General features: G+C 73.1%; 19 protein-coding genes. 9 read left to right on the top strand and 10 right to left on the bottom strand.

What is annotated here, in order from left to right; all coding sequences use genetic code 11:
- Positions 1-77: 77 nt before the first annotated feature.
- The 3 genes from ABEA81_RS01205 to ABEA81_RS01215 all read left to right on the top strand — a co-directional run bounded on the left by ABEA81_RS01205 (position 78) and on the right by ABEA81_RS01215 (position 1,995).
- Positions 78-314 (top strand): hypothetical protein, encoded by a 237-nt coding sequence (locus tag ABEA81_RS01205; protein ID WP_345602609.1) that lies wholly within the window; start codon positions 78-80, stop codon positions 312-314.
- 246 nt (positions 315-560) lie between these two features.
- Positions 561-692, top strand: coding sequence for a hypothetical protein (locus tag ABEA81_RS01210; protein WP_345602610.1), 132 nt, complete (start codon positions 561-563; stop codon positions 690-692).
- A gap of 139 nt (positions 693-831) precedes the next feature.
- Positions 832-1,995, top strand: a complete 1,164-nt coding sequence (locus tag ABEA81_RS01215; RefSeq protein ID WP_345602611.1) for a serine/threonine-protein kinase — start codon at positions 832-834, stop codon at positions 1,993-1,995.
- Between the two features lie 28 nt (positions 1,996-2,023).
- Here ABEA81_RS01215 and ABEA81_RS01220 read toward each other — a convergent pair whose 3' ends face one another.
- On the bottom strand, positions 2,024-3,283 hold the full coding sequence (locus ABEA81_RS01220) for an RNA polymerase sigma factor (RefSeq protein WP_345602613.1): 1,260 nt from the start codon (positions 3,281-3,283) through the stop codon (positions 2,024-2,026).
- 20 nt (positions 3,284-3,303) lie between these two features.
- The gene (locus ABEA81_RS01225) at positions 3,304-3,651 is read right to left on the bottom strand and encodes a YciI family protein (protein ID WP_345602614.1); all 348 of its coding nucleotides are present in this window, start codon (positions 3,649-3,651) and stop codon (positions 3,304-3,306) included.
- 221 nt (positions 3,652-3,872) lie between these two features.
- Between ABEA81_RS01225 and ABEA81_RS01230 the strand changes: the two genes are divergently transcribed.
- The gene (locus tag ABEA81_RS01230) at positions 3,873-4,820 is read left to right on the top strand and encodes an NmrA family NAD(P)-binding protein (protein ID WP_345602615.1); all 948 of its coding nucleotides are present in this window, start codon (positions 3,873-3,875) and stop codon (positions 4,818-4,820) included.
- Positions 4,821-4,898: 78 nt separating this feature from the next.
- On the opposite strand, the gene ABEA81_RS01235 is transcribed toward ABEA81_RS01230, so the two are convergent.
- The 6 genes from ABEA81_RS01235 to sbnA are packed head-to-tail and all read right to left on the bottom strand — an operon-like array spanning position 4,899 to position 15,751.
- Entirely contained in the window at positions 4,899-5,645 is a 747-nt protein-coding gene (locus tag ABEA81_RS01235; RefSeq protein WP_345602617.1) for a DUF1775 domain-containing protein, read from the bottom strand.
- Positions 5,642-6,667 carry a 2,3-diaminopropionate biosynthesis protein SbnB gene (gene sbnB, locus ABEA81_RS01240; protein WP_345602618.1) on the bottom strand — a complete coding sequence of 342 codons (1,026 nt, stop codon included), beginning with the start codon at positions 6,665-6,667 and terminating at the stop codon, positions 5,642-5,644. Before sbnB ends, ABEA81_RS01235 begins: the two co-directional genes overlap by 4 nt.
- A complete protein-coding gene (locus ABEA81_RS01245; protein WP_345602619.1) occupies positions 6,664-7,653 on the bottom strand; it encodes a TauD/TfdA family dioxygenase in 990 nt (329 codons plus the stop codon). The genes sbnB and ABEA81_RS01245 overlap by 4 nt, the downstream gene beginning before the upstream one ends.
- Before the next feature lie 52 nt (positions 7,654-7,705).
- Complete coding sequence (locus tag ABEA81_RS01250; RefSeq protein ID WP_345602620.1) at positions 7,706-10,273, bottom strand: non-ribosomal peptide synthetase; 2,568 nt, start codon at positions 10,271-10,273, stop codon at positions 7,706-7,708.
- Between the two features lie 28 nt (positions 10,274-10,301).
- Positions 10,302-14,753: a Pls/PosA family non-ribosomal peptide synthetase gene (locus ABEA81_RS01255; protein WP_345602621.1), complete on the bottom strand. Its 4,452-nt coding sequence runs from the start codon at positions 14,751-14,753 to the stop codon at positions 10,302-10,304.
- Positions 14,754-14,764: 11 nt separating this feature from the next.
- The gene (gene sbnA, locus ABEA81_RS01260) at positions 14,765-15,751 is read right to left on the bottom strand and encodes a 2,3-diaminopropionate biosynthesis protein SbnA (protein WP_345602623.1); all 987 of its coding nucleotides are present in this window, start codon (positions 15,749-15,751) and stop codon (positions 14,765-14,767) included.
- A 201-nt stretch (positions 15,752-15,952) separates the two neighbouring features.
- Here sbnA and ABEA81_RS01265 point away from each other — a divergent pair, with 201 nt between their 5' ends.
- Positions 15,953-17,857, top strand: coding sequence for a molybdopterin biosynthesis protein (locus ABEA81_RS01265; protein WP_345602625.1), 1,905 nt, complete (start codon positions 15,953-15,955; stop codon positions 17,855-17,857).
- A gap of 81 nt (positions 17,858-17,938) precedes the next feature.
- Here the strand turns inward: ABEA81_RS01265 and ABEA81_RS01270 are convergent, their stop codons facing one another.
- The gene (locus tag ABEA81_RS01270; protein ID WP_345602626.1) at positions 17,939-18,862 is read right to left on the bottom strand and encodes a TIGR03854 family LLM class F420-dependent oxidoreductase; all 924 of its coding nucleotides are present in this window, start codon (positions 18,860-18,862) and stop codon (positions 17,939-17,941) included.
- Positions 18,863-18,915: 53 nt separating this feature from the next.
- Positions 18,916-19,068 (bottom strand): hypothetical protein, encoded by a 153-nt coding sequence (locus ABEA81_RS01275; protein WP_345602627.1) that lies wholly within the window; start codon positions 19,066-19,068, stop codon positions 18,916-18,918.
- Between the two features lie 108 nt (positions 19,069-19,176).
- On the opposite strand from ABEA81_RS01275, the gene ABEA81_RS01280 reads away from it, so the two are divergent.
- The 4 genes from ABEA81_RS01280 (at position 19,177) to ABEA81_RS01295 (ending at position 21,890) form a co-directional block, all read left to right on the top strand.
- Positions 19,177-19,905 (top strand): 2-phosphosulfolactate phosphatase, encoded by a 729-nt coding sequence (locus ABEA81_RS01280; RefSeq protein ID WP_345602628.1) that lies wholly within the window; start codon positions 19,177-19,179, stop codon positions 19,903-19,905.
- Positions 19,905-20,705, top strand: coding sequence for an MBL fold metallo-hydrolase (locus ABEA81_RS01285; RefSeq protein ID WP_345602630.1), 801 nt, complete (start codon positions 19,905-19,907; stop codon positions 20,703-20,705). Before ABEA81_RS01280 ends, ABEA81_RS01285 begins: the two co-directional genes overlap by 1 nt.
- Positions 20,702-21,346 (top strand): TenA family protein, encoded by a 645-nt coding sequence (locus ABEA81_RS01290; RefSeq protein WP_345602632.1) that lies wholly within the window; start codon positions 20,702-20,704, stop codon positions 21,344-21,346. Before ABEA81_RS01285 ends, ABEA81_RS01290 begins: the two co-directional genes overlap by 4 nt.
- Before the next feature lie 70 nt (positions 21,347-21,416).
- Entirely contained in the window at positions 21,417-21,890 is a 474-nt protein-coding gene (locus ABEA81_RS01295) for a carboxymuconolactone decarboxylase family protein (protein ID WP_345602633.1), read from the top strand.
- The last annotated feature ends 58 nt before the right edge of the window (positions 21,891-21,948 follow it).

Below are 21,948 nucleotides of genomic sequence, written 5' to 3' on the forward strand. Positions count from 1 at the left end.
GGCGTCATGTATCGCTGAAGATCAGGGGGACATCCTTCACAGGTCAGGGAAAGCGCCGGACCGGAAGGAGAACGACGATGAGCACCACCGCCGCCCCCCTCACCAATCGTGACCGTGCCGTTCTCCGGGCTGTCGCCGCCGGCCGGTGCCGGATCTCCCCGGCCGGCGGTGAACTGGTCGTCGACGGCATGTACTTCGCCGACCAGTTCGCCGGTTCGCGCCTCACCGCTGCTGGGCTCATCGCCCCCGCGACGGGGCCTGCCGTGCTCACCGCGTCCGGCCGTGCGCTGATCGGCGCCGCAGTGGCGGCGTGACCAGCGTGGCCGCGGGGCCCTGACCCCGACACCCCCTCCCACGAGCCCGGCCGCCTCCCGCGCGGCCGGGCTCGCCGCGTGCCGGGCCCCGCCGGGAGGAGGGTTCGCACCACCCGTGCTCGGGTGCCAGCTCCCCCACCGGTGGGGTCTGCTCGATGTTCCCGGCGCCCGTGAACCGCCATTCTCGACATGGGCGAGTAAATGCGGGAATCCGTCCCGCGGCCCGTTTCCCGAAAGGTGGACAACATGTCGGACTACTGCGACGACGAGTTCGAGGACGTCGACTGGGACGAGAACGAGGAATCGGACGGGGACGAGCACGACGAGGAGGTCGACTACGACGAGGACGAGGACAGCGAGGACCACGAGTACGTCTGACCCTCGCACCGACCTCGGATCGAGAGCCATGAACGCGCAACCCGTGCCGGGAACCGGCGCAGCGCGGGCCGGAGGCCGGCCGGACCCCACCGGCCGGCCTCCGGCATCTCGGCACCGCCATGGGGGCACACCGGCCACCGTGCAGGTGGCCGGCGGCACGCAGCAGGACCGGACCGCGCTCGCGACGGCACTGCTGCGCGCCTGCTCCGGCCGCCTCGCGTTCACCGGCGGCCATCCCGGCAGCCCACTGGGCGCCGCGGTGGACGCCGTCGTGCTCATCGCCCCGGCCGGTCAGGTCATCGGGGCCGCCGAGCTCGACCTGGCGCGCACCCTGTGCCACCGCTCCCCGCACATCCTGCTCGCCCTCACCGCGGTCGACCGGTGCCCCTCGTGGCAGGAGGTGCTCGACGACGACCTCGAGCGGCTGCGGGCCGCCGGCGTCACCGCCGCCCCCTTCGCGGTCTCGGTCGACGCGCACAGCGCGGCCGTCGCCGCCGGCGATCCCGCCCGCACCGCCGCATCCGGCATCCCCACGCTCGCCCGGCGCCTCGACGACATCGCCGAGCACGTCGCCCGCCGCGGCCGCGTCGTCGACCGCCCCCCGGGGCGCCGGCCGCGCCCCACCCCCGACCGCGCCCGCTGGCAGCAGGTGCTCGCCGACGGCATGGCCGCCGCATCGTCGGACGTGGACTTCGAGCTGCGCCGCCGCGTCCGCGCCGCGATCGCCGACGCCGAGGGCGTCCTGGAGGCGAGCGACCCCGCGCGGGACTGGGACGACGTGGTGACCTGGCTGCGCGCCCGGCTCGCCCACGAGGGCGAGCAGGCGTTCGCCGTGCTGGCCCGCCGCACCGCGGCGGTCACCGCGGCGCTCGAGCGGGAGCTCGGCGGGGACCCGCTGCCGCGGCCGGCGCCGGTGGAGCCGCCCGACCTCGTCGGCCACCTGCCGGCCGGCGACGCACCCCGAGGAACCCGGCGCCCGCTCCTGACCCGCGGTCGCAGCATGGTGATGTCCGCCTACGGCGGCCTGATGATGGGGCTGCTCCTGCCCCGCCTCGCGGGCGTGCACCTCCCCGTCGGGGTGATCGTGGCCTGCGCCCTCGTGTCCGCGCTCCTCCTGGGTGGCGCCACCCTGTCCGGCGAGCGCACCCGGCAGCTGGAGACGAGCCGCACGAGAGCGAAGTCCCGCGCCCGCCACCTGGCCGACGACTACGTGCTGGCAGCGGCGAAAGCGACGAAGGACGAGCTGAGGTCGGCCCACCAAAGGTTGCGCAACGAATGCACTCACCGCACCACGGAGCCATGATTCTGTTGAAATGGCCGGAAAACAGCAGTCACTTTTGGAGTTGATCGAGGCGTTGGGTGAGGTAGTCGCGTTCGATGGTGTTCTCGGTCAGGAGCAGCGCTTCTTCGTAGGCGGTGCGGGCGTCGCGGGTGCGTCCGAGGCGGGCGAGGAACTCGGCACGTGAGGCGGCGAGGTAGCTGTAAGCGGCGAGTTGGGGCTCGGTGGCGAGTGGGTCGAGTGCATCGAGGCCTGCGGCGGGACCGTCGGCGAACCCGACCGCGACGGCGCGGTTGAGCGCGACGACCGGTGAGGGCCACAGGGCTACGAGCAGGTCGTAGAGCCCGACGATCTCGCGCCAGTCGGTCGCGTCCCAGCTGTCGGCTTCGTCGTGGACCGCGGCGATGGCAGCCATCAACGCGAACCGCCCTGGAGGCCGACGGCGCAGGGCCTCGCGGACCAGGGCCACGCCCTCGGTGATCGCGTCGTGGTCCCAGCGGGCACGATTCTGGTCGGCGAGCAGCACGAGCTGTCCGTGTGCGTCGAGACGGGCGCCGCGGCGGGCGTCGGTGAGCAGGATCAGCGCCAGCAGCCCGGTGACATCGGCGCTGGCGGGTAGCAGGGTGCGCAGCATCCGGGCCAGGTCGAGGGCGCGCTCGACGAGATCTCGGCGGATCAACTCGGCGCCGGTGGGGGCGGCGTGCCCGGTGGTGAACAGCAGGTGCACCACCTCGCACACCGATGTCACGCGGTCGGGCAGCTCCTCACGCGCGGGCACCCGGTAGGGAATCCGCGCCTGCGTGATCTTCTTCTTGGCGCGGGTGATCCGGGCGGCCATGGTCGACTCGCTGACCAGGAAGGCACGGGCCACCTCGGCGGTGGACAGTCCGCACAGCAGCCGCAGGGTCAGCGCCACCTGAGCGTCGCGGGAAAGGGTGGGGTGGCAGCAGATGAACACCAGCCGCAACCGCTCATCGCCGATCTCGGCCCCGACGAGCCGCTCCTCACGTCCCAGGTCGGCTCCCTCGTCGGTGTTGGTCTCGACGAGCAGGGGCAACGCCCGGGCCGCGGTGGCCTGGCGGCGCAGCAGGTCCAGCGCCCGGCGGCGGGCGGTAGTGGTCAACCAGGCCCCGGTGTTGCTGGGGACGCCGTTGGGGCCCCAGGTGGCCAGTGCTCTGGCGTAGGCGTCTTGGACGCACTCCTCAGCCAGGTCCAGATCGCGGGTGACGCGCACCGTCGCGGCGAGCACGAAGGCCCACTCGCGGCGGTGCGCGTCCGCGACCGCGGCACCCACCTGCGGGTCCACTGCCATCACGCGGCGTCCTCGGGTCGTCAGTCGAAGGTGAGTACGGGCCGGACCTCGACCCCGCCGGCGAACGTCGGCACCTGCTCGGCGATGGCCACGGCCCGGTCGAGGTCGTCGGCCTCGATGAGGTAGTAGCCCACGAGGGCCTCCTTGGTCTCGGCGAACGGCGCGTCGGTGACGCTGAACCCGCCTGCGCCGTCCGGACGGATCGAGGTGGCCGTCGCGGTCGGCTGCAGGGCATTGCCGCCGCGCAGGGCCGTCTCGTGCGCGGCCATGAACCGCTGGTGGTCGGCCAGCAGCCGCTCGGACTCCTCCTGGCCGGCGCCGGCCAGCGCGCTCTCGGCATCGTAGATCAACACCAGGTACTGGGCCATCGTTTCGTCCTTCCCGTTGCGGTCCGCCACTCGGACCCTCCACCCACCTCGACGCGCGAGCGGGGGCGGCATCGACACCGGCGCTGCCGAATTCTCCGCGCCTGCCGTCGATCCCGGCTGCTGCCGGGCGTCGGTAGAGGTGAGACCCGGTCGCTGTCGGGTGCCACCACCATCTCGCTCAACCCGACCACCGACCCAGCCCAACCACGAGGGAGGCCGCCATGACCACATCAGCCGTGATGACCGAGGCAACTTCGACGGTGTTCTTGATCGTCGGCGCGGGTGGCAGTCATGGGGCGACGGGTAACCACGTCGCCCGACAGCTACTGGCAAAGGGGCTGACAGTTCGAGCGTTCGTCCACCACGACGATGACCGTTCCGCCGCACTCGAGGCGCTGGGCGCGCAGATCGTTGTCGGTGACGTCGGCGACTTCACCACCGCACGCGCCGCCCTCGAAGGCGTGCGGCGCGCCTATTTCACCTACCCACTCGCCGATAGCCTCCTCGCGGCAACGACAACCTTCGCCGCTGCCGGAAAACAAGCGGGCGTCGAGTCGATCGTGAACATGTCCCAGCTGACCGCCCGCCCGGATCACGCGAGCCCAGCCGCCCGCGGACACTGGCTGGCCGAGCGCGTACTCGACTGGTCCGGGATCGGCGTGACCCACATACGCCCGCCCTACTTCCTGGAGAACCTGCTCACCATCGCCGATCCAGCGGCCATGCGAAGCGAAGGCAGCATCTACCTGCCCTACGGCCAGGGCAGACATGCCCCCGTCGCCGGTGAGGACCTCGCCCGCGTGGCCGTCGGTGTGCTGGTCGATCCCGTGCCGCACCACGGCAGGACCTACGCGGCGACGGGCCCGATCTCACTGTCCATGGCCGAACAAGCCGACACGATCAGCCGCGTACTCGGCCGCCCGATCCACTATGTGGACATCCCCGTCGAGGACTGGGGGCAGGCCCTGGCTCAGGCCGGATTCCCCCCATTCCTGGTCGAACACCTCTGTCATGTAGCCGAAACCCACAAACACGGTGAGCAGGACATCGCCACCGACGTGGTCGAAACGATCGGCGGCTCACCACCGAAAACTCTCGAGGCGTTCGTCGACGAGAACCGCAGCGCGTTCGAACCCACGACACCTCGAGGCAGCCCGACCGCCTCCTAGTCCAGGGCCGGCCCCGGTGCGCGGTGAGGAGAGCCGGTCATGGCGCCACAGTGCTGCTTTCGAGCCCTCCCCACAGCATCATGGAGCCATTCTGTGATCCAGGTGGCGGTGTTGGCGGCGGGACAACGCTCTCAGCGTCATCGTCAGGGTCACGGTGGCCGCCGGGGCGGCGGCCATCGTCGCCGCGATTCCTCCCGGCGTGGCCTTTCCCGGGAGCGGGACCTCGCTCCCCGTGCCGTCGTGGTGGCCGCGGTGCACGGCCGGCGCCACCACCGGGCCGGGAGCGGCACCCAGCGCCAGCTTCAGCGAGTCGTGCGCGGGCTCGGGTCCGCCATCGGCCCAGCTGTCCGTCCACTCGACGGTGTTCCCGGCCGCGTCCGTGCAGGCCGCCCGGAAGCGCACCGGGCCTGCACCGTCCGGCATCAGGCCCACGTGCAGGGTGAAGTCCGCCGGGCCTGTGGCCCGGGGCGCCGTGGCCGTCCACGTCACGGCCGACACGATCTCGGTCACCGGGCCGTCCGCGCTCGGGGCCGGGGCCGGGAGCGCGGTCGTGGTGAGGGCGGCCGTCCACCCGGGCGGGTCCGGCGCCGTGACGCCCCCCAGCGGCCGCCCGGTGGGCAGGAGCAGCCGGAACCGGGTGGTGGGAACCGCCGGGTCACCGTCGGTGAGGCGGAACGCCAGCGTGACGTCCCGGGCGCCGGGCGCGACGTGGCCCGGCTCGATCACCAGCCCGGTCCCGCCCGGTGCCGCGGCCGCGCTCCCGGCCGCGAGCAGCAGCGGCACGAGCGCCATCAGAACCATGGCGACGACCCGCTGCGCGGTCATCCGTGGCGGCTCAGGTCGTGGAAGAAGCCGTCGACGACCTGCAGCTCACCGGAGCGGGTCACCTCGTCGTAGACGTACTTGCCCACCGCGAGGTCGAGCACGCCGAGGCCGAACGGGGAGAACACCACCGGCTTATCCGCCGGGACGTGCACCCGCCCGGACATGACGTCGTCGAGCGTGCCGTCCAGGAAGTCCCGGTTGCCGGTGCGCTGCTCCACCAGGTGCGGCGACGTGTCGGCCTTGAGGCAGTGCTCGACGTCGTCGACCACATTTGCCGACGCGAGCAGGATCTCCGGTGCGAGGTCGCGCAGGGACACGTGCAGCACCACCGGGTTGTGCGCGAACCACGACACGTCGTGGACGTACGGGGCGCCCGCCACCGTGGCGAAGACGACCAGGTCGGACGACCGGATCAGCTGCTCGGCGGTGTCGTGCACCGTGACGCGCCCCGCCACCCCTGATCGCTCCAGGTGACCGCGGAACCCCGCGGCGCTCCCCGCGGACAGGTCGTGCACGCCGACCTCGTCGAACGTCCAGCCGGTGCTCGTGAGGAACGTGTGGATGTAGCGGGCGATGAGGCCCGTGCCGACGAACCCGACGCGCGCCGGGCGCGCCCGTCCCCGCGTCAGCCGGTCGGCCCCCAGCGCCGCCGACGCCGCGGTGCGGGTGGCGCTGATGATCGAGCTCTCCAGGCAGGCGAACGGGTAGCCGGTGTCGTGGTCGTTGAGGATCAGCACGGCCGAGGCCCGCGGGATGCCCGCCGACACGTTCTCCGGGAAACTGGAGATCCACTTCAGGCCGTCCACCCTGATCGCCCCGCCGATCGACGCGGGTAGCGCGATGATGCGGGCGGTCGGGCGGTCCGGGAACCGCAGGAAGTACGACGGCGGGTTCACCGAGTCGCCGGAGCCGTGCAGCCGGTAGGTGGCCTCGACCAGCTCCACGACCTGCTTCTCGCGGCCCTGCAACGCGCGCTGGACCTGGGCACCGGAGATCACCGCGAACGGCGGCACGCCGGTCATCGGACGGCCCCCGGCACCGGCATGCGCAGCGGGGCGCTCATGCCGACGACGACCTCGCGTGCCCCCTCGTAGGGCTCCCGGCTGTGCGCCGTCCGCACGTTGTCGACGAGCAGCAGGTCACCGGCCTGCCACGGCTCGCGCAGCGTGTTGGCCTCGTAGACCTGGTTGAGCAGCTCGACGACGTCCGCGCCCACCGGCTCACCGTTGCCGAAGCACGTGGTGAACGGCAGGTTGTCCGCGCCGTAGGCCTCCACGAGGTACTCGTGCACGTCGGGGTCCATCGTCCACTCGTTCAGGAACGCGATCTGGTTGAACCAGCAGGCCTGCCCGGTGACGGGGTGTCCGACGAGCGCGTGGCGCCGCTGCCGGGTCCGCAGGCCGCCGTCGGGGCGCCATTCGACCGCGATCGCGTTCGCCGCGCAGTAGGCCTCGACGGCACCGCGGTCGTCCGTGCCGAACGCGTCGGCGTACGACGCACCGATCTCGTCGTTGTAGTTGCGGACGAGCATCCAGCCCTCGCGCGCGAACCGCTGCACAAGGTCCGGGGGCAGCTGGTTCATCACGGCCGTCGAGTCGGCCACGCCGGTCGCGCCGCCCGCCGCCGGCGGGGTGATGCACGCGAACAGCATCAGCGACGGGACCTCGAGGGTGTAGCTCAGCTCGTGGTGCATGCACATCGGCTGGTTCGCGGGCCACTTGGTCGACGAGTAGACGCCCTCGACGTACGTCTGGCGCGGCGCGAACGCCTCCCGCTCGGCCATCAGGCCCAGGCCGAGGTGCTGGAACACGGCCGCCGCCTCGGCGGCGTCGCGCAGCCCCAGGCCGCGGACGAGAACGGCGCCGTGCTGCGCCACGACGCCACGCAAGCCGTCGCGGTGCTGGGCCGTCCAGCCCGCGGCGTCGGAGGTGGGTTCGACGGGCAGGAGCGGGGTCCGGCCGGGGCGCAGCTCGACGTCGAGCGGTGGCGCCAGGTGTGGGGACGACATCGCGTTCTCCTCTTGTCGGATTCGTTCGCGTGGTGGACTCGGATCGGATCAATCAGGCGTATCGGCAGGCGACGACGAAGTTGCGGCCTTCGCCCGACAGCTCGTCCGGTGCCGGCCTGCTGTCGATCAGCTCGGCGAGATCGGCCAGCGCCGGGTGCCGGACGACGTCCTTGAGGGACACGACGCGGTCGAGGGCGACCGCGAGCTTCACGGCGGACAGCGAGGAGCCGCCCAGGTCGAAGAAGCGATCCCGCCGGCCGATCCGGTCCGCGTCGAGGCCGAGCATCCGCGCCCACACGGCCGCGAGCCGCACCTCGGTCGGGGTGGCCGGCGGTTCGTGCTCGTCATCGTCGGTCGTGGCCGCGAGTTCGGCGGCCAGTGCGGTGAGGGCCTTCGTGTCGATCTTGCCGTTGCCGGTCAGCGGCAGGTTCTCCCGCCAGTGGAACGCGACCGGCACCATGTAGTGCGGCAACGACGCCCCGAGCCGCTCCCGCAGGAGGTCGACGTCGAGGGGCCGGTCGCCCGAGTAGAACGCGACCAGGTGCTTCCCGCGGTCGGGCCGCTCGGTGCCGTCCGCTCGCTCGGCGGAGCCTCGCCCGGTCACGACGACCGCGCCGTCGCGGACGCCGGGGACGCGCAGCAGGGTGTCGTCGATCTCGCCGATCTCGATGCGGAAACCGGAGATCTTCACCTGGTTGTCGCGGCGCCCGAGGAACTCCAGCTTGCCGTCCGGGCGCCAGCGGCCGTAGTCGCCGCCCTTGTAGAGGCGCCTGCCGGGCCGGTGCGGGTCGGTCAGGTACGTCGCGCGCGTCCGCTCGGGGTCGTTGACGTACCCGCGGCCCACGCACACGCCGGAGAAGGCGATCAGCCCGGGAGCACCGAGCGGCACCGGCTGGAGGTGCTCGTCGACCACGTAGACGTCGACGTTCTGCACCGCGGGGCCGAGCGGCATCCGGCCCCCCTCCGGGGCGGCGTGCATGACCTCGTGGTTGGTGTCGTCCGAGGTCTCGGTCAGGCCGTAGGCGTTGACCAGGGCGGTCCCCTGCCGGACGGCGAAGAAGCGCTGGGCGAGCTCGGTCTTGAGGGCCTCGCCGGTGGCGGAGACGCAGTGCAGGTCGGGCAGCTCGTGCGGGTGCTGCTCCAGGTAGGACAGGACGACCTCGAGGTAGGAGGGCACGACCTGCGCGACCCCGACCCGCTCCCGCTCGAGCGTCTCGACGAAGCGCGCGACGTCCAGGATCACGTCCTGCTCGACCAGCACCGTCCGCCCGCCGACCAGCAGCGCGGACACCAGCTGCCACAGCGAGATGTCGAAGCACTGCGGGGCGACCTGCGCCACGACCTCGCCCTCGCGGATCCCGAGGTCGGAGATCTTGGCGTGGAGGTGGTTGAGCATGCCGGCGTGCTCGCACATCGCGCCCTTCGGCTCGCCGGTGGAGCCCGAGGTGAAGTAGATGTAGGCGAGCTGGTCCGCCGCGACGGCGACACCGAGGCCGGTGTCGGCGTGCCCCTCGGCGTAGGCCGTGCCGACGAACACCTTCTGCACCCCCGGGAGCGACTCGAGGGCCGGGTCGAGCGTGGTGGTGCTGCCGGGCTCGGTCAGCACCAGCGTGCAGTCCGCCCGCGACAGGGTCCTCGCGATGCGGTCCGCCGGGAAGTGCGGCTCGATGGGCAGGTACGCGCCACCGGCCTTGAAGATCGCGATGACGGCGGCCACCCAGTCCAGGTTCCGCTCGGTCACCACCGCGACCACGCCCTCGCGCCGCAGCCCGCGCGCCAGCAGGGCCCGCCCCAGCCGGTTCGCCCGCGCGTCGAGCTCCCGGTACGTCCACCGCCGGTCGCGGTGCACGGCGGCGACGGCGTCCGGGTGCATCCGCACGCGCTGCTCGAACAGCTCGTGGAAGCGGCGGTCCGGCAGCTCCCGGCGGGGTCCGGCGAGGCCGTCGAGCTGGAAGCGCAGCTCCTCGGGCGACAGCAGCACCGCCCGCCCGTGCTCGGCGTCCGGGTCGGCGACCATCGCCTCGAGCGCGGCGAGGTGGTAGCCGGCGATCCGCCGGGCGCTCGGGTCGTCGAGCGCGTCGGTCCGGTAGGTCAGCCGCAGCGCACCGCCGCCGTTCGTCAGCCCGATCCGGAGCACGACGCCGCCCGCGAGGTCGCGCGGCTCGAGGGTGTCGATCGGGTCGAACTCGGTCTCGAACCGCGGCCCGGCCACACCGATCTCGTCCGTCAGCGCGTCCAGGTCGAACGCCCGGTGCCGCACCACGTCCATCTCGACCGGGGCGACCGCCTGCAGCAGCGACCGCCACGAGCCGGGCTCGGCGGTGAGCGGGCACGGCAGCGCCCGCCCGGCCGGTCCCGCGGCGTAGCCGGTGACGACGTCCGGCTCGCCGGACAGCGCCGACAGCACCTTCGCGTGCGCGGCCAGCACGAGCGAGTGCAGCGGCAGGTTCGTCGAACCGGCCAACCGGCGCATCGCGGCGACGAGCTCGGCGCGCAGCGGCGCGACGTGCTCGGCGGTGCCGGGGACCGGGTCGAGCGTCCACCGCGGGATCGCGGTCGCCCCGCCCCCGGCGAGGACCCGCTGCCAGAAATCCCGGCCGGTCTCGATCTGCGTGTTCATCGAATCGTTCCTCTCCTTGCCGGGGCTGCTAGCCGCGGACGAGCACGGCGGCGCAGTTGTCGTCGATGCTGATCCGGCGCACCTGCAGATCAGCCGATTGCTCGCGCATCTTCTTCGCGGGGTTTCCGCCCCAGCGCGCACCTACGGGCACTTCCTCGCCCTTCATGAGGAAGGAGTCGGCGGCGAGTACGGCGCCGTCGCCCATCGAGACGCCGTAGAGGATGAATGCGCCGACGCCGATCGTGCAGCCGGCGCCGATCACGGTCCGATCCGACTTGAACCCGCCGTCCTCCTGCGAGTGGCACTGGATGACGCTGCCCGCGTTCAGAGTGCAGTTGTCGCCGATCGTCACGAAGGACCGTTCCGACATGTAGCAGCCGTCGTCGAAGACGCGGTGGCCCATCCGCACACCCAGCAGCCGCCACACCACGTTCTTGAGCGGAGTGCCGTTGAAGACGGTGAAGTACGCGTCGGCACGCACCTTCCAGAAGCGTTCGTGCCGCCAGAACGCACGGTCGTAGAGCGAGCAGCCCATGGGCCGCAAGGCCTGCAGCGGCCGGAGCAGCCGGTCGACGAGGACGAAGTACACGACGGTGAGGACGAAGACACCGACGGTGGCCACCGCGATCACGGGCGCACCCATCGACCCCCAGTGGTCGACGGCGCCCATGTAGAGCACGGTGACCACGACGAGGTAGATCCAACGGACCAGCAGGGAAAGCGCGATGGTGATGGTGTTGTGGACGTTCTTGGCCCGCAGGCCGCGGCGCAACTCGTCGGCGCCGTTCACGAGGAGTTGCTTGTCGCGTTCGACCGACCGCGGGATGTCGAAGCCGGGCGCGCCCAGCAGGCCCACGCCTTCCCGCACCGGTCCGTCGACGGGAACCATGAGCTTCGTCGCGAGGAGGCAGTCGTCGCCGGTCCGGCCCTGCGCGGGATAGGCGATCCTGTTGCCGAGGAAGTTGTGGGCTCCGATCGACACGCGGGACAGCCGGAAGGATGTGTTCGAGTAGTCGGAGTTGATGATGGACAGCCCGTCCGCGACCATCGTTCCGCTGCCGACCGTGCTGAGGAACGGCGTATCGTGCTTGACTTCTTCGCCGAAGTTCGCACCGGTCTGCTTGAGCGCGGGAAAGTCGTATCCCAGCCAGCGCAGGTAGTGGACGATGTAGGAGCTGTCACCGAACAGGCGCGTGCAGAACTTCTGGTTGGTCGTGCGTGTGATCGCGCGCTGGACCCAGTAGTGGAAGCCGTAGAGCGGGTAGACCCGGTCCGGCCGGATCGCCAGATTCAGCAGACGGGGAACGGTTCCCACGAACAACAGACCGACCAGCAGGCCGCCGAGGAGCAGCACGGTGGAGATGGTCAGCGCGTCGAGGTAGAACGTCCAGCTCGTCAGGGACAGGGCTCCCGGGGCCAGCAGCGTGGCGAGCTGTGGGACCTCGGTGAGCAGGAGGACCAGACCGCCGATCGCCAACGGCGTGCCCACCAGGAGCAGGTTGGCGAGCTGCACCGTCACGAAGACGGTTCGTCGCACGACGCCGACCTTCCGCGCGTCGAGCGGCCGGGCGTCCAGCTCCGCCCGCTGCGCGGGGGAACCGTGCCAGCGCTCGCCGTCGGGCACGGTCTGCCCGGCGTGCAGCGAGGAGGAGTGCGCCAGCTCGGCGCCGTCACCGAGCGACGTCCAGATGTCGAGCACCGTCGCCTCTCCGACGAGAGCGCCGTTGCCGAGGCTCACCGCACCCGTCTGGATGGCGCCGTCGTGGGCCCGGTAGCCGGGGAAGAACGAGTCCTTCCGGATCACCGCGCCGTCGCCGATCTCGAGCATGTCGGTGCACACCGGCACGTTGCCGGACAGCACCACGGCGCCCCGGCCGATCTTCGCTCCGAGCATCCGCAGGTAGAACACGTAGAGCGGTGAGCCGACGAACAGCGCCATCGGGCTGCGCTGCACGAGCGTCCTGACGAGCCAGAAGCGGAAGTACGCCATGCTCCAGACCGGGATCTCCTGGGGCTTCCACCGCCCGACGAGCACCCACTTGAGCAGGATCGGAAGGGCGCACATGCCGAAGAACAGCGCGCTGCCGACGGCGACCGACCGCAGGTAGACGGTGAGCAGGTCCGGGCCGACCAAGATCCACTCATAGCCCTCGACCCCGGCGACCGCGACGACGGACGGGTAGCTGATGAGGAACAGCAGCTGCAGCACGCCGCAGAGCACGTACCGCTGCTTGCGGGTCGGCACCTGCCGGTGCCGGGCGGCGCGAACCGTGCGGACGGCCCGGACCGCCCGCATGATCTGCGTCCCGAGCACCGGCGGCTCCGCCGAATCGTCCGGGCCGACGACGCCGGAGGCCGGCGTGCCGAACGCCGTGGCGAGCGTCGTGACCGTGGGGTAGGCGTAGACGTCCTTCATCGCGACGTTCGGCAGGCCGTCCCGCTTGCGGAGCCGGGCGCAGAACCGCGCCATCAGCATCGAGTCGGCACCCAGGTCGTCGAAGAAGTGGGCGTCGACCGCCACCTGCGAGACCCCCATGACCTCGGCCAGGATCGCGGCGAGCTCGGTCGCGAGGCCGGGGTCGGCCCCACCGGTCGCCGGTGCGAAGGCCGTCGCCAGGCTCCTGACGGTCGGGTGCTCGTAGACGTCCCTCATCGCGACGTTCGGCAGGCCGTCCCGCTTGCGGAGCCGGGCGCAGAACCGCGCCATCAGCATCGAGTCGGCACCCAGGTCGTCGAAGAAGTGGGCGTCGACCGCCACCTGCGAGACCCCGATGACCTCGGCCAGCAGTCCGGCGAGGTCCCGCTCCACGTCGGAGGCCGGACCCGCGCTCGTGGACGGGGTCGGCGGCTCCGCCCGGTCCACCGGTCCCGCGGCCGCGCCGACCTGCGTCGGGAGGGGGTCGACGAGCGGTGTCGGGAGGGGGGCGACGGCCTGCGGAACGGGCAGCTCGAGAGCCCGGGGCACCGGCAGCTCCAGAGCCTGCGGCACCGGCAACTCCACCGCCTGCGGCACCGGCAACTCCACGGCCTGGGGCACGGGAGGCCGGGACGTCCGCGGGAACGGTGTCGGGGGCGGGGACGGTGTCGGGCGCGCCTGCGGTGTCGCCGACCCGATCTCGCCCGTCCCGAACCCGGTCGCCGTCCGCTGCCCGTCGAGCCGGCCGTGGTACTCGATCTCGCCGTCGGGGTTGACCCGGCCCAGGTCGCCGGTGCGGAAGATCCGGCCGGAGGGGTTCGCCGGGATCCCCAGGAAGTCGGGGATGAACGCCTTCTCGGTGAGGTCGTCGCGGTTGAGGTAGCCGCACGTCAGCCCGATGCCGGCGATGCCGATCTCGCCGACCCGCCCGTGCTGCAGGGCGCAGAACGGGTCCGCCGGGTCGAGGATGACCGTGCTGTAGGTGGGCAGCGGGATCCCGATGGTCGCGGGCTTGTCCGGGCGCAGCTCGGTCCAGGTGGCCGACACCGTCGCCTCGGACGGGCCGTACACGCTCAGGAACCGCCGGCCGGGCTTGTGCCACCGCCGGACGAGGTCCTGCGGGCAGGCCTGCCCGGCCACCAGCAGGAACCGCAGGTCGGGGAGGTCGCGCTCGAGCGTGCCCAGCAGGTCCGCGGTGCAGCGCATCGCGGTGGCGCGGTGCGCGGTCAGGAAGGCGTGCAGGTCCCGGCCCCGCAGATCGACGCCTGCCGGCCGCGGCACCAGCGTGGCTCCCACGGCCCACGGCACCCAGGTCTCCTCGACCGGGACGTCGTGCGCGCCCTGGTAGACGCGGTCCCACGGGCGGATGCCGTACACCTCGGCGGCGACGCGGACGAAGTTGCAGATGCTCCGGTGGTCGACGGCCACACCCGTGGGCCTGCCGTCGGGGCCGGGCCGGTAGGTGATGTAGGCGATCGAGTCCTCCCGCAGACCCCGCTCGGTGGGCGTGAGCCGGTGCTCCGCCTGCTCGTCGAGCAGCCGGGCCACCCGGTCGAGCCGGACGATCTCGACGCTCCCCGCGGCCGCGACGTCGGCCCGGGCGAGCACGTCCGACGACGACAGCACCATGCGGATGCGGGCGTCCTCGACGATGGCCTCGATGCGGTGCGCGGGCGTGCTCACGTCGACGGGGACGTACGCGGCCCCGATCTTCAGCACCGCGAGCACCGCCACGTACGCGTCTGCCGGACGGCCGAACAGCAGGCCGATCCGGTCGCCCGCGTTCGCACCCCGCAGCCGCAGGAACCGGGCGAGCTGGTTGGCCCGAGCGTCGAGCTGCTCGTAGGTGAGCGACAGCTCGGCGGAGTCGATCGCGAGCTGCCCCGCGCGGCCGTAGGTGCGGACCCAGTCGCAGCGCTCCTCGAAGAGGTGGTCGAGGCGCTCGTCCTTGCGAACCCGCCAGCCCTGCGCCTCGTACCGGTCGACCAACACCAGCTCGGACATCGGGACGGACCGCCGGATGTCGTCGCGCTCGGTGAGCGGGATCTCCTGCTGCGTGCTCATCGTGGTGCTCCTCAGGCCGCGCGAACGCCGGCGGACGGGTCGTCGAGGGCGAGCACGCCCTCGCCGTAGAGGTCCTGCACCCAGTTGCTCTGGTAGATCGTGTCGAGGTAGCGCTCGCCGAGATCCGGCGCGATGGCCACTGCGGTGAGGTCACGCGCACCGTGGCGGGCCAGCCAACCCGTGGCGCCGCTCACGACCGTGCCGGTCGAGCCGCCGAACAGGAACCCGCGCCGGGCCAGCCGGTGGCACGTGCGGATGGCGTCGGCCTCCTCGACGTGGAGGACCTCGTCCACGTAGCTCTCGTCGAGCAGCGGCGGGCGGACGTTCATCCCGAGGCCGGGGAGCATCCGGCGCGCGGCCGGCGTGCCGAAGCTGACCGATCCGACGGTGTCGACGGCGACGACCCGCACTGACGGGTGGTGGTCCTTGAAGTAGCGGGCGCAGCCCATGAGCGTCCCGGTGGTGCCTGCCCCGACGAACACGACGTCCAGCCCGGGGAACTGCTGTGCGATCGCGGGTCCGGTCGTGCGGTAGTGCGCCTTCCACGCATTGGCGTTCGTGTACTGGTTGAGCCAGACGTAACGCCGGTCGGACGCGCAGAGGTTGCGGACGTAGTTCAGGCGCGCGCCGAGGTATCCGGTTTCCGGGTCGGGCTCGGTGATGACGTGCACCTCGGCGCCCAGCGCCTCCATCAGCAGGCGGGTGGCCAGGTTGCAGCGCGAGTCGGTCACGCACCGGAACCCGTAGCCCTTGCTCGCCGCGATGATGCTCAGCGCCACGCCCAGGTTCCCCGACGAGGACTCGACCAGGACGGACCCCCGGCGCAACGCGCCCCCGCGCTCGGCCGCCTCGACCATCTCGTTCGCGGCCTTCAGTTTGACGGACCCCGCGAAATTGAATCCCTCGCACTTCAGGAACAGCGGGTTCCCGAAGATCGATCGCAGGTCGACGTAGAGATCGTCCTGGTTGAACTCCTGAGGAACGGAGATGATCGGCATGATGCCCCCTCATTGCTGAACCGACTGGATCTCTCGATCGGCCGGTGCGTCACTGGCACAAGAATGCGATCGGCGGCGGCGCGGAACGATGGGGGCAACACGTCGCCCGGTGCGGTGGACCCCCGGATCGAGGTGGGGTTGTCCCGACCGGCGGGAGCGGGGGTGCACACACCTCGGCCCGACACGACGTACCGTTCCGAGGTGGTCGCCGACTCGCCGTTCGTGTCCGACGTTCCCGCCGTCGCGGCGCTGGACGCGTGGCGGGACGCGTGCGCGGCCGCGGGGTGCCCGGCGCGGGTGGACGCCGTGCGGGTGCCCGTCGGCGAGGCGGTCGGGCGGGTCACGGCCGAGCCGGTGTGGGCCCGCCGTTCCTCCCCCGCGTTCGACGCGGCGGGCATGGACGGGATCGCGGTGCGCGCGGCCGACACCGTCGGGGCGGCGGAGACCACGCCCGTCCTCCTCACCGACTTCGCCGTGGTCGACACCGGTGACCCGCTGCCCGACGGCTACGACGCCGTGGTCATGCGCGAGCACGTCCACCACGTCGGCGGCGCCGCGGAGGTGCGCGCCGCCGTGCCGCCCTACCAGCACGTGCGGTCGATCGGCGAGGACGTGTCCGCAGCCGAGCTGCTGCTCCCCGCTGGCCACCGGCTGCGCCCGGTCGACGTCGCGGCCGCCGCGGCGGCGGGGGCGGTGGAACTGGTGGTCCGGCGTGCCCCGGTGGTCGCGGTGGTGCCGACCGGTGACGAGATCCGCCCGATCGGCGCCGAGCCGGCGCCGGGCGAGATCCTCGACACCAACTCGCTCATGCTCGCCGCCCAGGCCAGGGAGCTGGGCTGCACGGCGCGTATCACCCCGATCATCCCCGACGACCCGGCGCTCATCACCGAGGCGATGCGCAAGGCCGCGGCCGATGCCGACCTGGTGGTGCTCGTCGCCGGATCGAGCGCCGGGCGCGACGACTACACGGCCCGGGTCGTCGCAGGCGCCGGCACGCTCGCGGTGCACGGCGTCGCGGTGCGGCCCGGCCACCCGGTGGTGCTCGGCGCGGTGGACGCCACACCGGTGCTCGGCGCCCCCGGCTACCCGGTGTCGGCCGCGCTGACCTTCGACATCTTCGCCGCGCCGCTGCTCGCCGCGCTGGAGGGCGCGGCGCCCCGCGAGCGGCCGGTCACGACGGCCCGGCTGGCCCGCAAGCTCGCCTCCAACATCGGCATGGACGACTGGGTGCGGGTGCGGCTCGGGCGGGTCGGCGGCGAGATCGTCGCCACGCCGCTCCCCCGCGGGGCAGGCGTGCTCACCTCGCTCGTGCGCGCCGACGGGCTGCTGGTCGTCCCGGCCGGACTGGAGGGCCACCACGCCGGCGAGCGGGTGCGGGTGGAGCTGCTGCGCGGGCTCGGCGAGATCGGACGCACGATCGTCGCGATCGGGTCGCACGACCTCGTGCTCGACGTGGCCGCGTCCGCGCTGCGGGCCGCCGACCCGCTGCTGACGCTCGCCGGCTCGAACGTCGGGTCGCTCGGCGGGCTCGTCGCGCTGCGCGACGGGCTGTGCCACCTCGCGGGCTCGCACCTGCTCGACCCGGCGACCGGCGAGTACACGCTCCCGTACGTCGAGAAGGTCCTCGGCGGCGGCGACGACGTCGCCGTCGTGCGGCTGGTGCACCGCGACCAGGGCCTGATCGTCGCGCCCGGCAACCCGCTCGGTCTATCCGGCATCGAGGACCTCACCCGCGTCCGCTACGTCAACCGGCAGCGCGGCGCGGGCACCCGGGTGCTGCTCGACCACGAGCTGACGAAGCGCGGCATCGACCCCGCGGACGTCGAGGGTTACTCCCGCGAGGAGCACACCCACCTCGCGGTGGCCGCGGCCGTCGCCGCCGGTCGCGCCGACGCCGGGATGGGCATCCTCGCCGCGGCGCGGGCGTTCGGGCTGGGCTTCGTGCCGGTCGCGCGCGAGCCCTACGACCTGGTCCTGCGCGCGTCGACGGTGGACGACCCGCTGCTCGCCCCGCTGTGGGAGCTGCTGGCGAACGAGGGGTTCCGGGCCGAGGTCGAGGCGCTGGGCGGCTACGACTGCGCGGAGACGGGCCGGCGGATCCGCTGAGCCCGGCCCGAACTGCAGCAAGGTGGCTTTGCTCCGGTTGAACCGGAGCAGAGCCACCTTGCTGCGGACGCGGGTGCCGCCTCAGTCGTCGCTGAGCTCGTCTTCCAGCGGCATGAGCTCGTCGACGAACTGGTCGAGGAACCCGGCCCACGCCGGGACGGGCGCGGCAGGCCGCACCACGAACTTGGTGATGCCCACGTCGACGAACCGGCGGACGAGCTCGCGCGCCTCCCCCCAGCCGTGCGGCACGAGGCCGTCCGGGTCGAGGTCCGGCCTGCGCCGGACGACGCGCTCCCGCGCCGCGGCCACCTCGGCGTCGGAGGCGTCCGGCGCCACGACGGCGATGTTGGTGCCGTAGTGGTCGTCCTCGATCTCCCGGCCCGCGTCGGCGGCCGCGCGCTCGATCTGCTCCCGGGCGTCGCCGGCCTCGTCGGGGGTGACGAAGCTGCCGAGCCAGCCGTCGGCGAGCCGCCCGACCCGCCGCAGCCCGGCCGGTGCCCGCCCGCCCAGCCAGATGTCCGGCGGCCGGGGCGGCAGCGGGGCCACGGACACGTCGTCGAGGTGGAGGAACCGGCCGTGGTGCGTGACGCGCGGCTCGGCGAGCAGGCGGCGGACCACCTCGAGGGACTCGTCGAAGAGGGCCGCGCGGGACCCGTCCGGGGCGGGGAAGAGCTGCCGCTCCGCCCCGATCGCCGGCCGCACCCCGAACGCGGGCAGGATGCGCTTGGGCGCGAGGGCGACCAGCGACGCGAGCTGCGCGGCGACCATTGCGGGGTTCCGCCCGGGCAGCACGATCACGCCGCTGCCGACCTTGAGGTTGCGGGTGCGGGACGCGGCGAACGCCATCCCGACCAGCGGGTCGATCAGCGGGCCGGACGCCTGGTCCGCCAGCCACAGCGAGTCGATCCGCCGCGCCTCCAGCTCGTCGACGAGCGCGCCCAGCTCCGGGCCGGGACCCGGCCCGCAGGCGAGTGGAACCGACCCGATGCCGATGCGGACCTTCACGAAGGTCACGCTACTGGCGTCGGACGGACCCCGTCGGTGCCGAGTGTGCGGCGTTACCCCGGAGCGATCACGTCGAACCGAACGCCGTCCACGTCGGGGCTGAGGAACGCACTCCCCTCGCCCTTCCGCCAGCCCGAGGGGAGCAGCACGACCACCTCGGAGGTGCTGACGAGGCGCCGGAGGCCCGCGTAGCGGACCCCCCACACCGCATGTCCCCCCGGCCCGCCGCGGAGGGAAGCTCCACCTTCCGATCCAGAACCAAGATGTGATCTGCGCCACTCCGCCCGGAGATCGATCGCCCGTAGGTTCGGGGAGTGCCCGCCGCGCTCCCTCGCCCGGAACACCGCCAGCTCGACCACGAGGTACGCCTGGAGTGGGGCCGGGAGGGCGCGGCGCTGCTGGCGGCCGGCTGCTCGGTGGTGATCGTGGTCGACGTGCTGTCGTTCTCCACGGCCGTGGACGTCGCCGTGGGCCGCGGGGCGGCGGTGCTCCCGTTGCGTTCCGTGGAACGCGACCGCCCCGTTCCGCCGGGCGTCGTCCGCGCGGGTCCGCGGCGCGGGCCGGGCCCGTCGCTCTCGCCCGCGTCGCTCACCGGGCTGTCCGCGGGTACCCGCCTCGCCCTGCCCTCTCCCAACGGCGCCACCCTCTGCGCGGCCGTCGCCGCCACCGGGGCGGTGCTGCTGGCCGGGTGCCTGCGCAACGCGTCCGCCGTGGCGGCGGCGGCGCGGGCGGTCGGCGGTCCGATCGGCATCGTTCCGGCCGGTGAGCGCTGGCCGGACGACACGATGCGGGTCGCCGCCGAGGACGCGCTGGGCGCAGGCGCCATCGCCGCCGCACTGCCCGGGCGTTCCCCGGAGGCCGAGCTCGCCGCCGCGCAGTTCGCGGCGGCACGCAACCGGGGGCTCCGCGACGTGCTCGCGGCCACCTGCTCCGGACGGGAGCTGCACGCCGAGGGCTTCGCGGCCGACGTCGAGCTCGCCGCCGCACTGGACGCCAGCGCCGCCGTCCCGCGCCTGCGCGCCGGCTTCCTGCGGGCCGCGTGATGGACGGGCGGTGGCTGGAGGTCGGCGACGGCGTCCTCACCCGCCGGTACACCGAGCTGGACCTCACCGTGGGGCTGGTGCTCGGCCCGGAGCGGGCCCTCGTCGTCGACACCCGCGGCGACGCCCGCCAGGGCGCGGAGCTCGCCGCCGCCGTGCGGGCGGTCACCCCGCTGCCGCAGGCCGTCGCGATCACCCACGCGCACTTCGACCACTGCTTCGGCACGGCCGCCTTCGCCCCCGCCCCCGTGTACGCGCTGCCCCGCTGCCGGGCGGTGCTCGCCGCCACCTCTGCCGACCAGCGGAACCGGTGGGCCGCGTACTACCGCGACCGCGGTGACCCCGGTACCGCCGAGGCGCTTTCCGCCACCGAGCCCCCGCTGCCCGACGCCGACGCTCCCGCCACGCTGGACCTCGGCGGCCGGACCGTCGAGCTCCTGCACCTCGGCCGCGGCCACACCGACCACGACCTCGTCGTCGCGGTGCCCGACGCCGGCGTCGTGTTCGCGGGTGATCTGGTCGAGCAGGGCGCCCCACCCGACCTGGAGGACGCCGTCGTGCCGGAGTGGCCCGCCACCCTGGACGCGCTGCTCGCGCTGCGGCCCCGCACCGTCGTGCCCGGCCACGGCGAGCCGGTCGACCCCGCCTTCGTGGCCGGCCAGCGAGCGGAGCTGGCCGAGGTGGCGGCCCTGCACGCCGCGGTCGCAGGCGGCACCCTGTCCGCCGCCGAGGCGGCCCGCCGCTCCCCCTACCCGCGCGTCCCGTGGCCGCTGCGTTCGTCGCCGCTAGGGTCGCGGGAGTGACCTTCTCAGCGCAGCTGCGGGAGCTGACCGCGGCCACGTGGGACGCCGCTGTCGGGCACCGGTTCGTCGAAGAGATCTGGCGCGGCGGGGTCGACGGCGAGGTGCTGACGACCTACCTCGTGCAGGACCACCAGTTCGTCGACGCCTTCCTCGCGCTGATGGGCGCGGCCGTGGCGTCGGCCGACCGCGCGGACGCCCGCGTGGTGCACGCCCGCCAGCTCGGCATCATCGCCGGCCCCGAGAACGACTTCTTCGCCCGTGCGCTGGACACCCTCGACGTCCCGCTGGCCGACCGCACCGATCCCGAGCTGCGGGAACCGACCCGCGGCTTCGTCGAGCTGATGGACGACGCCCGCCGCAGCGGCGACTACCCCTCGTGCCTGGCGGTGCTCCTCGTCGCCGAGTGGCTGTACCTGGAATGGGCCACGCGGCCCGAGGAGGCCGTGCCGGACGAGCCGCTGCAGGCCGAGTGGATCGCCCTGCACAGCGGGCGGGCGTTCGCGGCGTGGGTGGAGTTCCTGCGCGCGGAGTTCGACCGCGTGTGCGCCGACCTCGAGCCGTCTCGCCGGGACCGCGTCCGGGAGCTGTTCGTCCGCGCCGTCGACCTCGAGCTGGCGTTCTTCGACGCGGCGTACACCTGAGCCGGCGCGGACGCGGGTCGCACCAGGGCGGGCGACCTCACATCCCGCCGGGCTACCGCGTCGTGGAGGTATGGACGCTCGCCTGGATCTCGCCACGAACCCCGTCTCGGCCAAGGCTGTGAAGCACATCGTCGCCGCATCCAGGGCGGTCGAGGCCTCGACGCTGCCCGCCGCCACGCAACAGCTGGTGGCCCTGCGCACCAGCCAGATCAACGGCTGCGGGTTCTGCACCGACATGCACACCAAGGACGCCGCGGAGGCCGGGGAGACCGCCACCCGCATCAACCTGGTCGCCACCTGGCGGGAAGCCACGGTCTTCACCGAGGCCGAACGCGCCGCCCTGGAGCTGACCGAGCAGGGCACCCGGATCGCCGACGCATCCGGTGGGGTCACGGACGACGCATGGGAGAACGCCGCCGCGCACTACGACGAGGACCAGCTCGCCGCGCTGGTGTCGCTCATCGCGGTCATGAACGCCTTCAACCGCGCGAACGTCATCGTGCGCCAGCCGGCCGGGGACTACCGGCCGGGCCAGTTCGGCTAGCGACGCCGCGTCCGCGGCGGGAAGACGCCCTCGGCGAGGTCGAGCGGCGGTACACGCC

The sequence above is a fragment of the Pseudonocardia adelaidensis genome, assembly GCF_039543345.1.
Taxonomy (GTDB): domain Bacteria; phylum Actinomycetota; class Actinomycetes; order Mycobacteriales; family Pseudonocardiaceae; genus Pseudonocardia; species Pseudonocardia adelaidensis.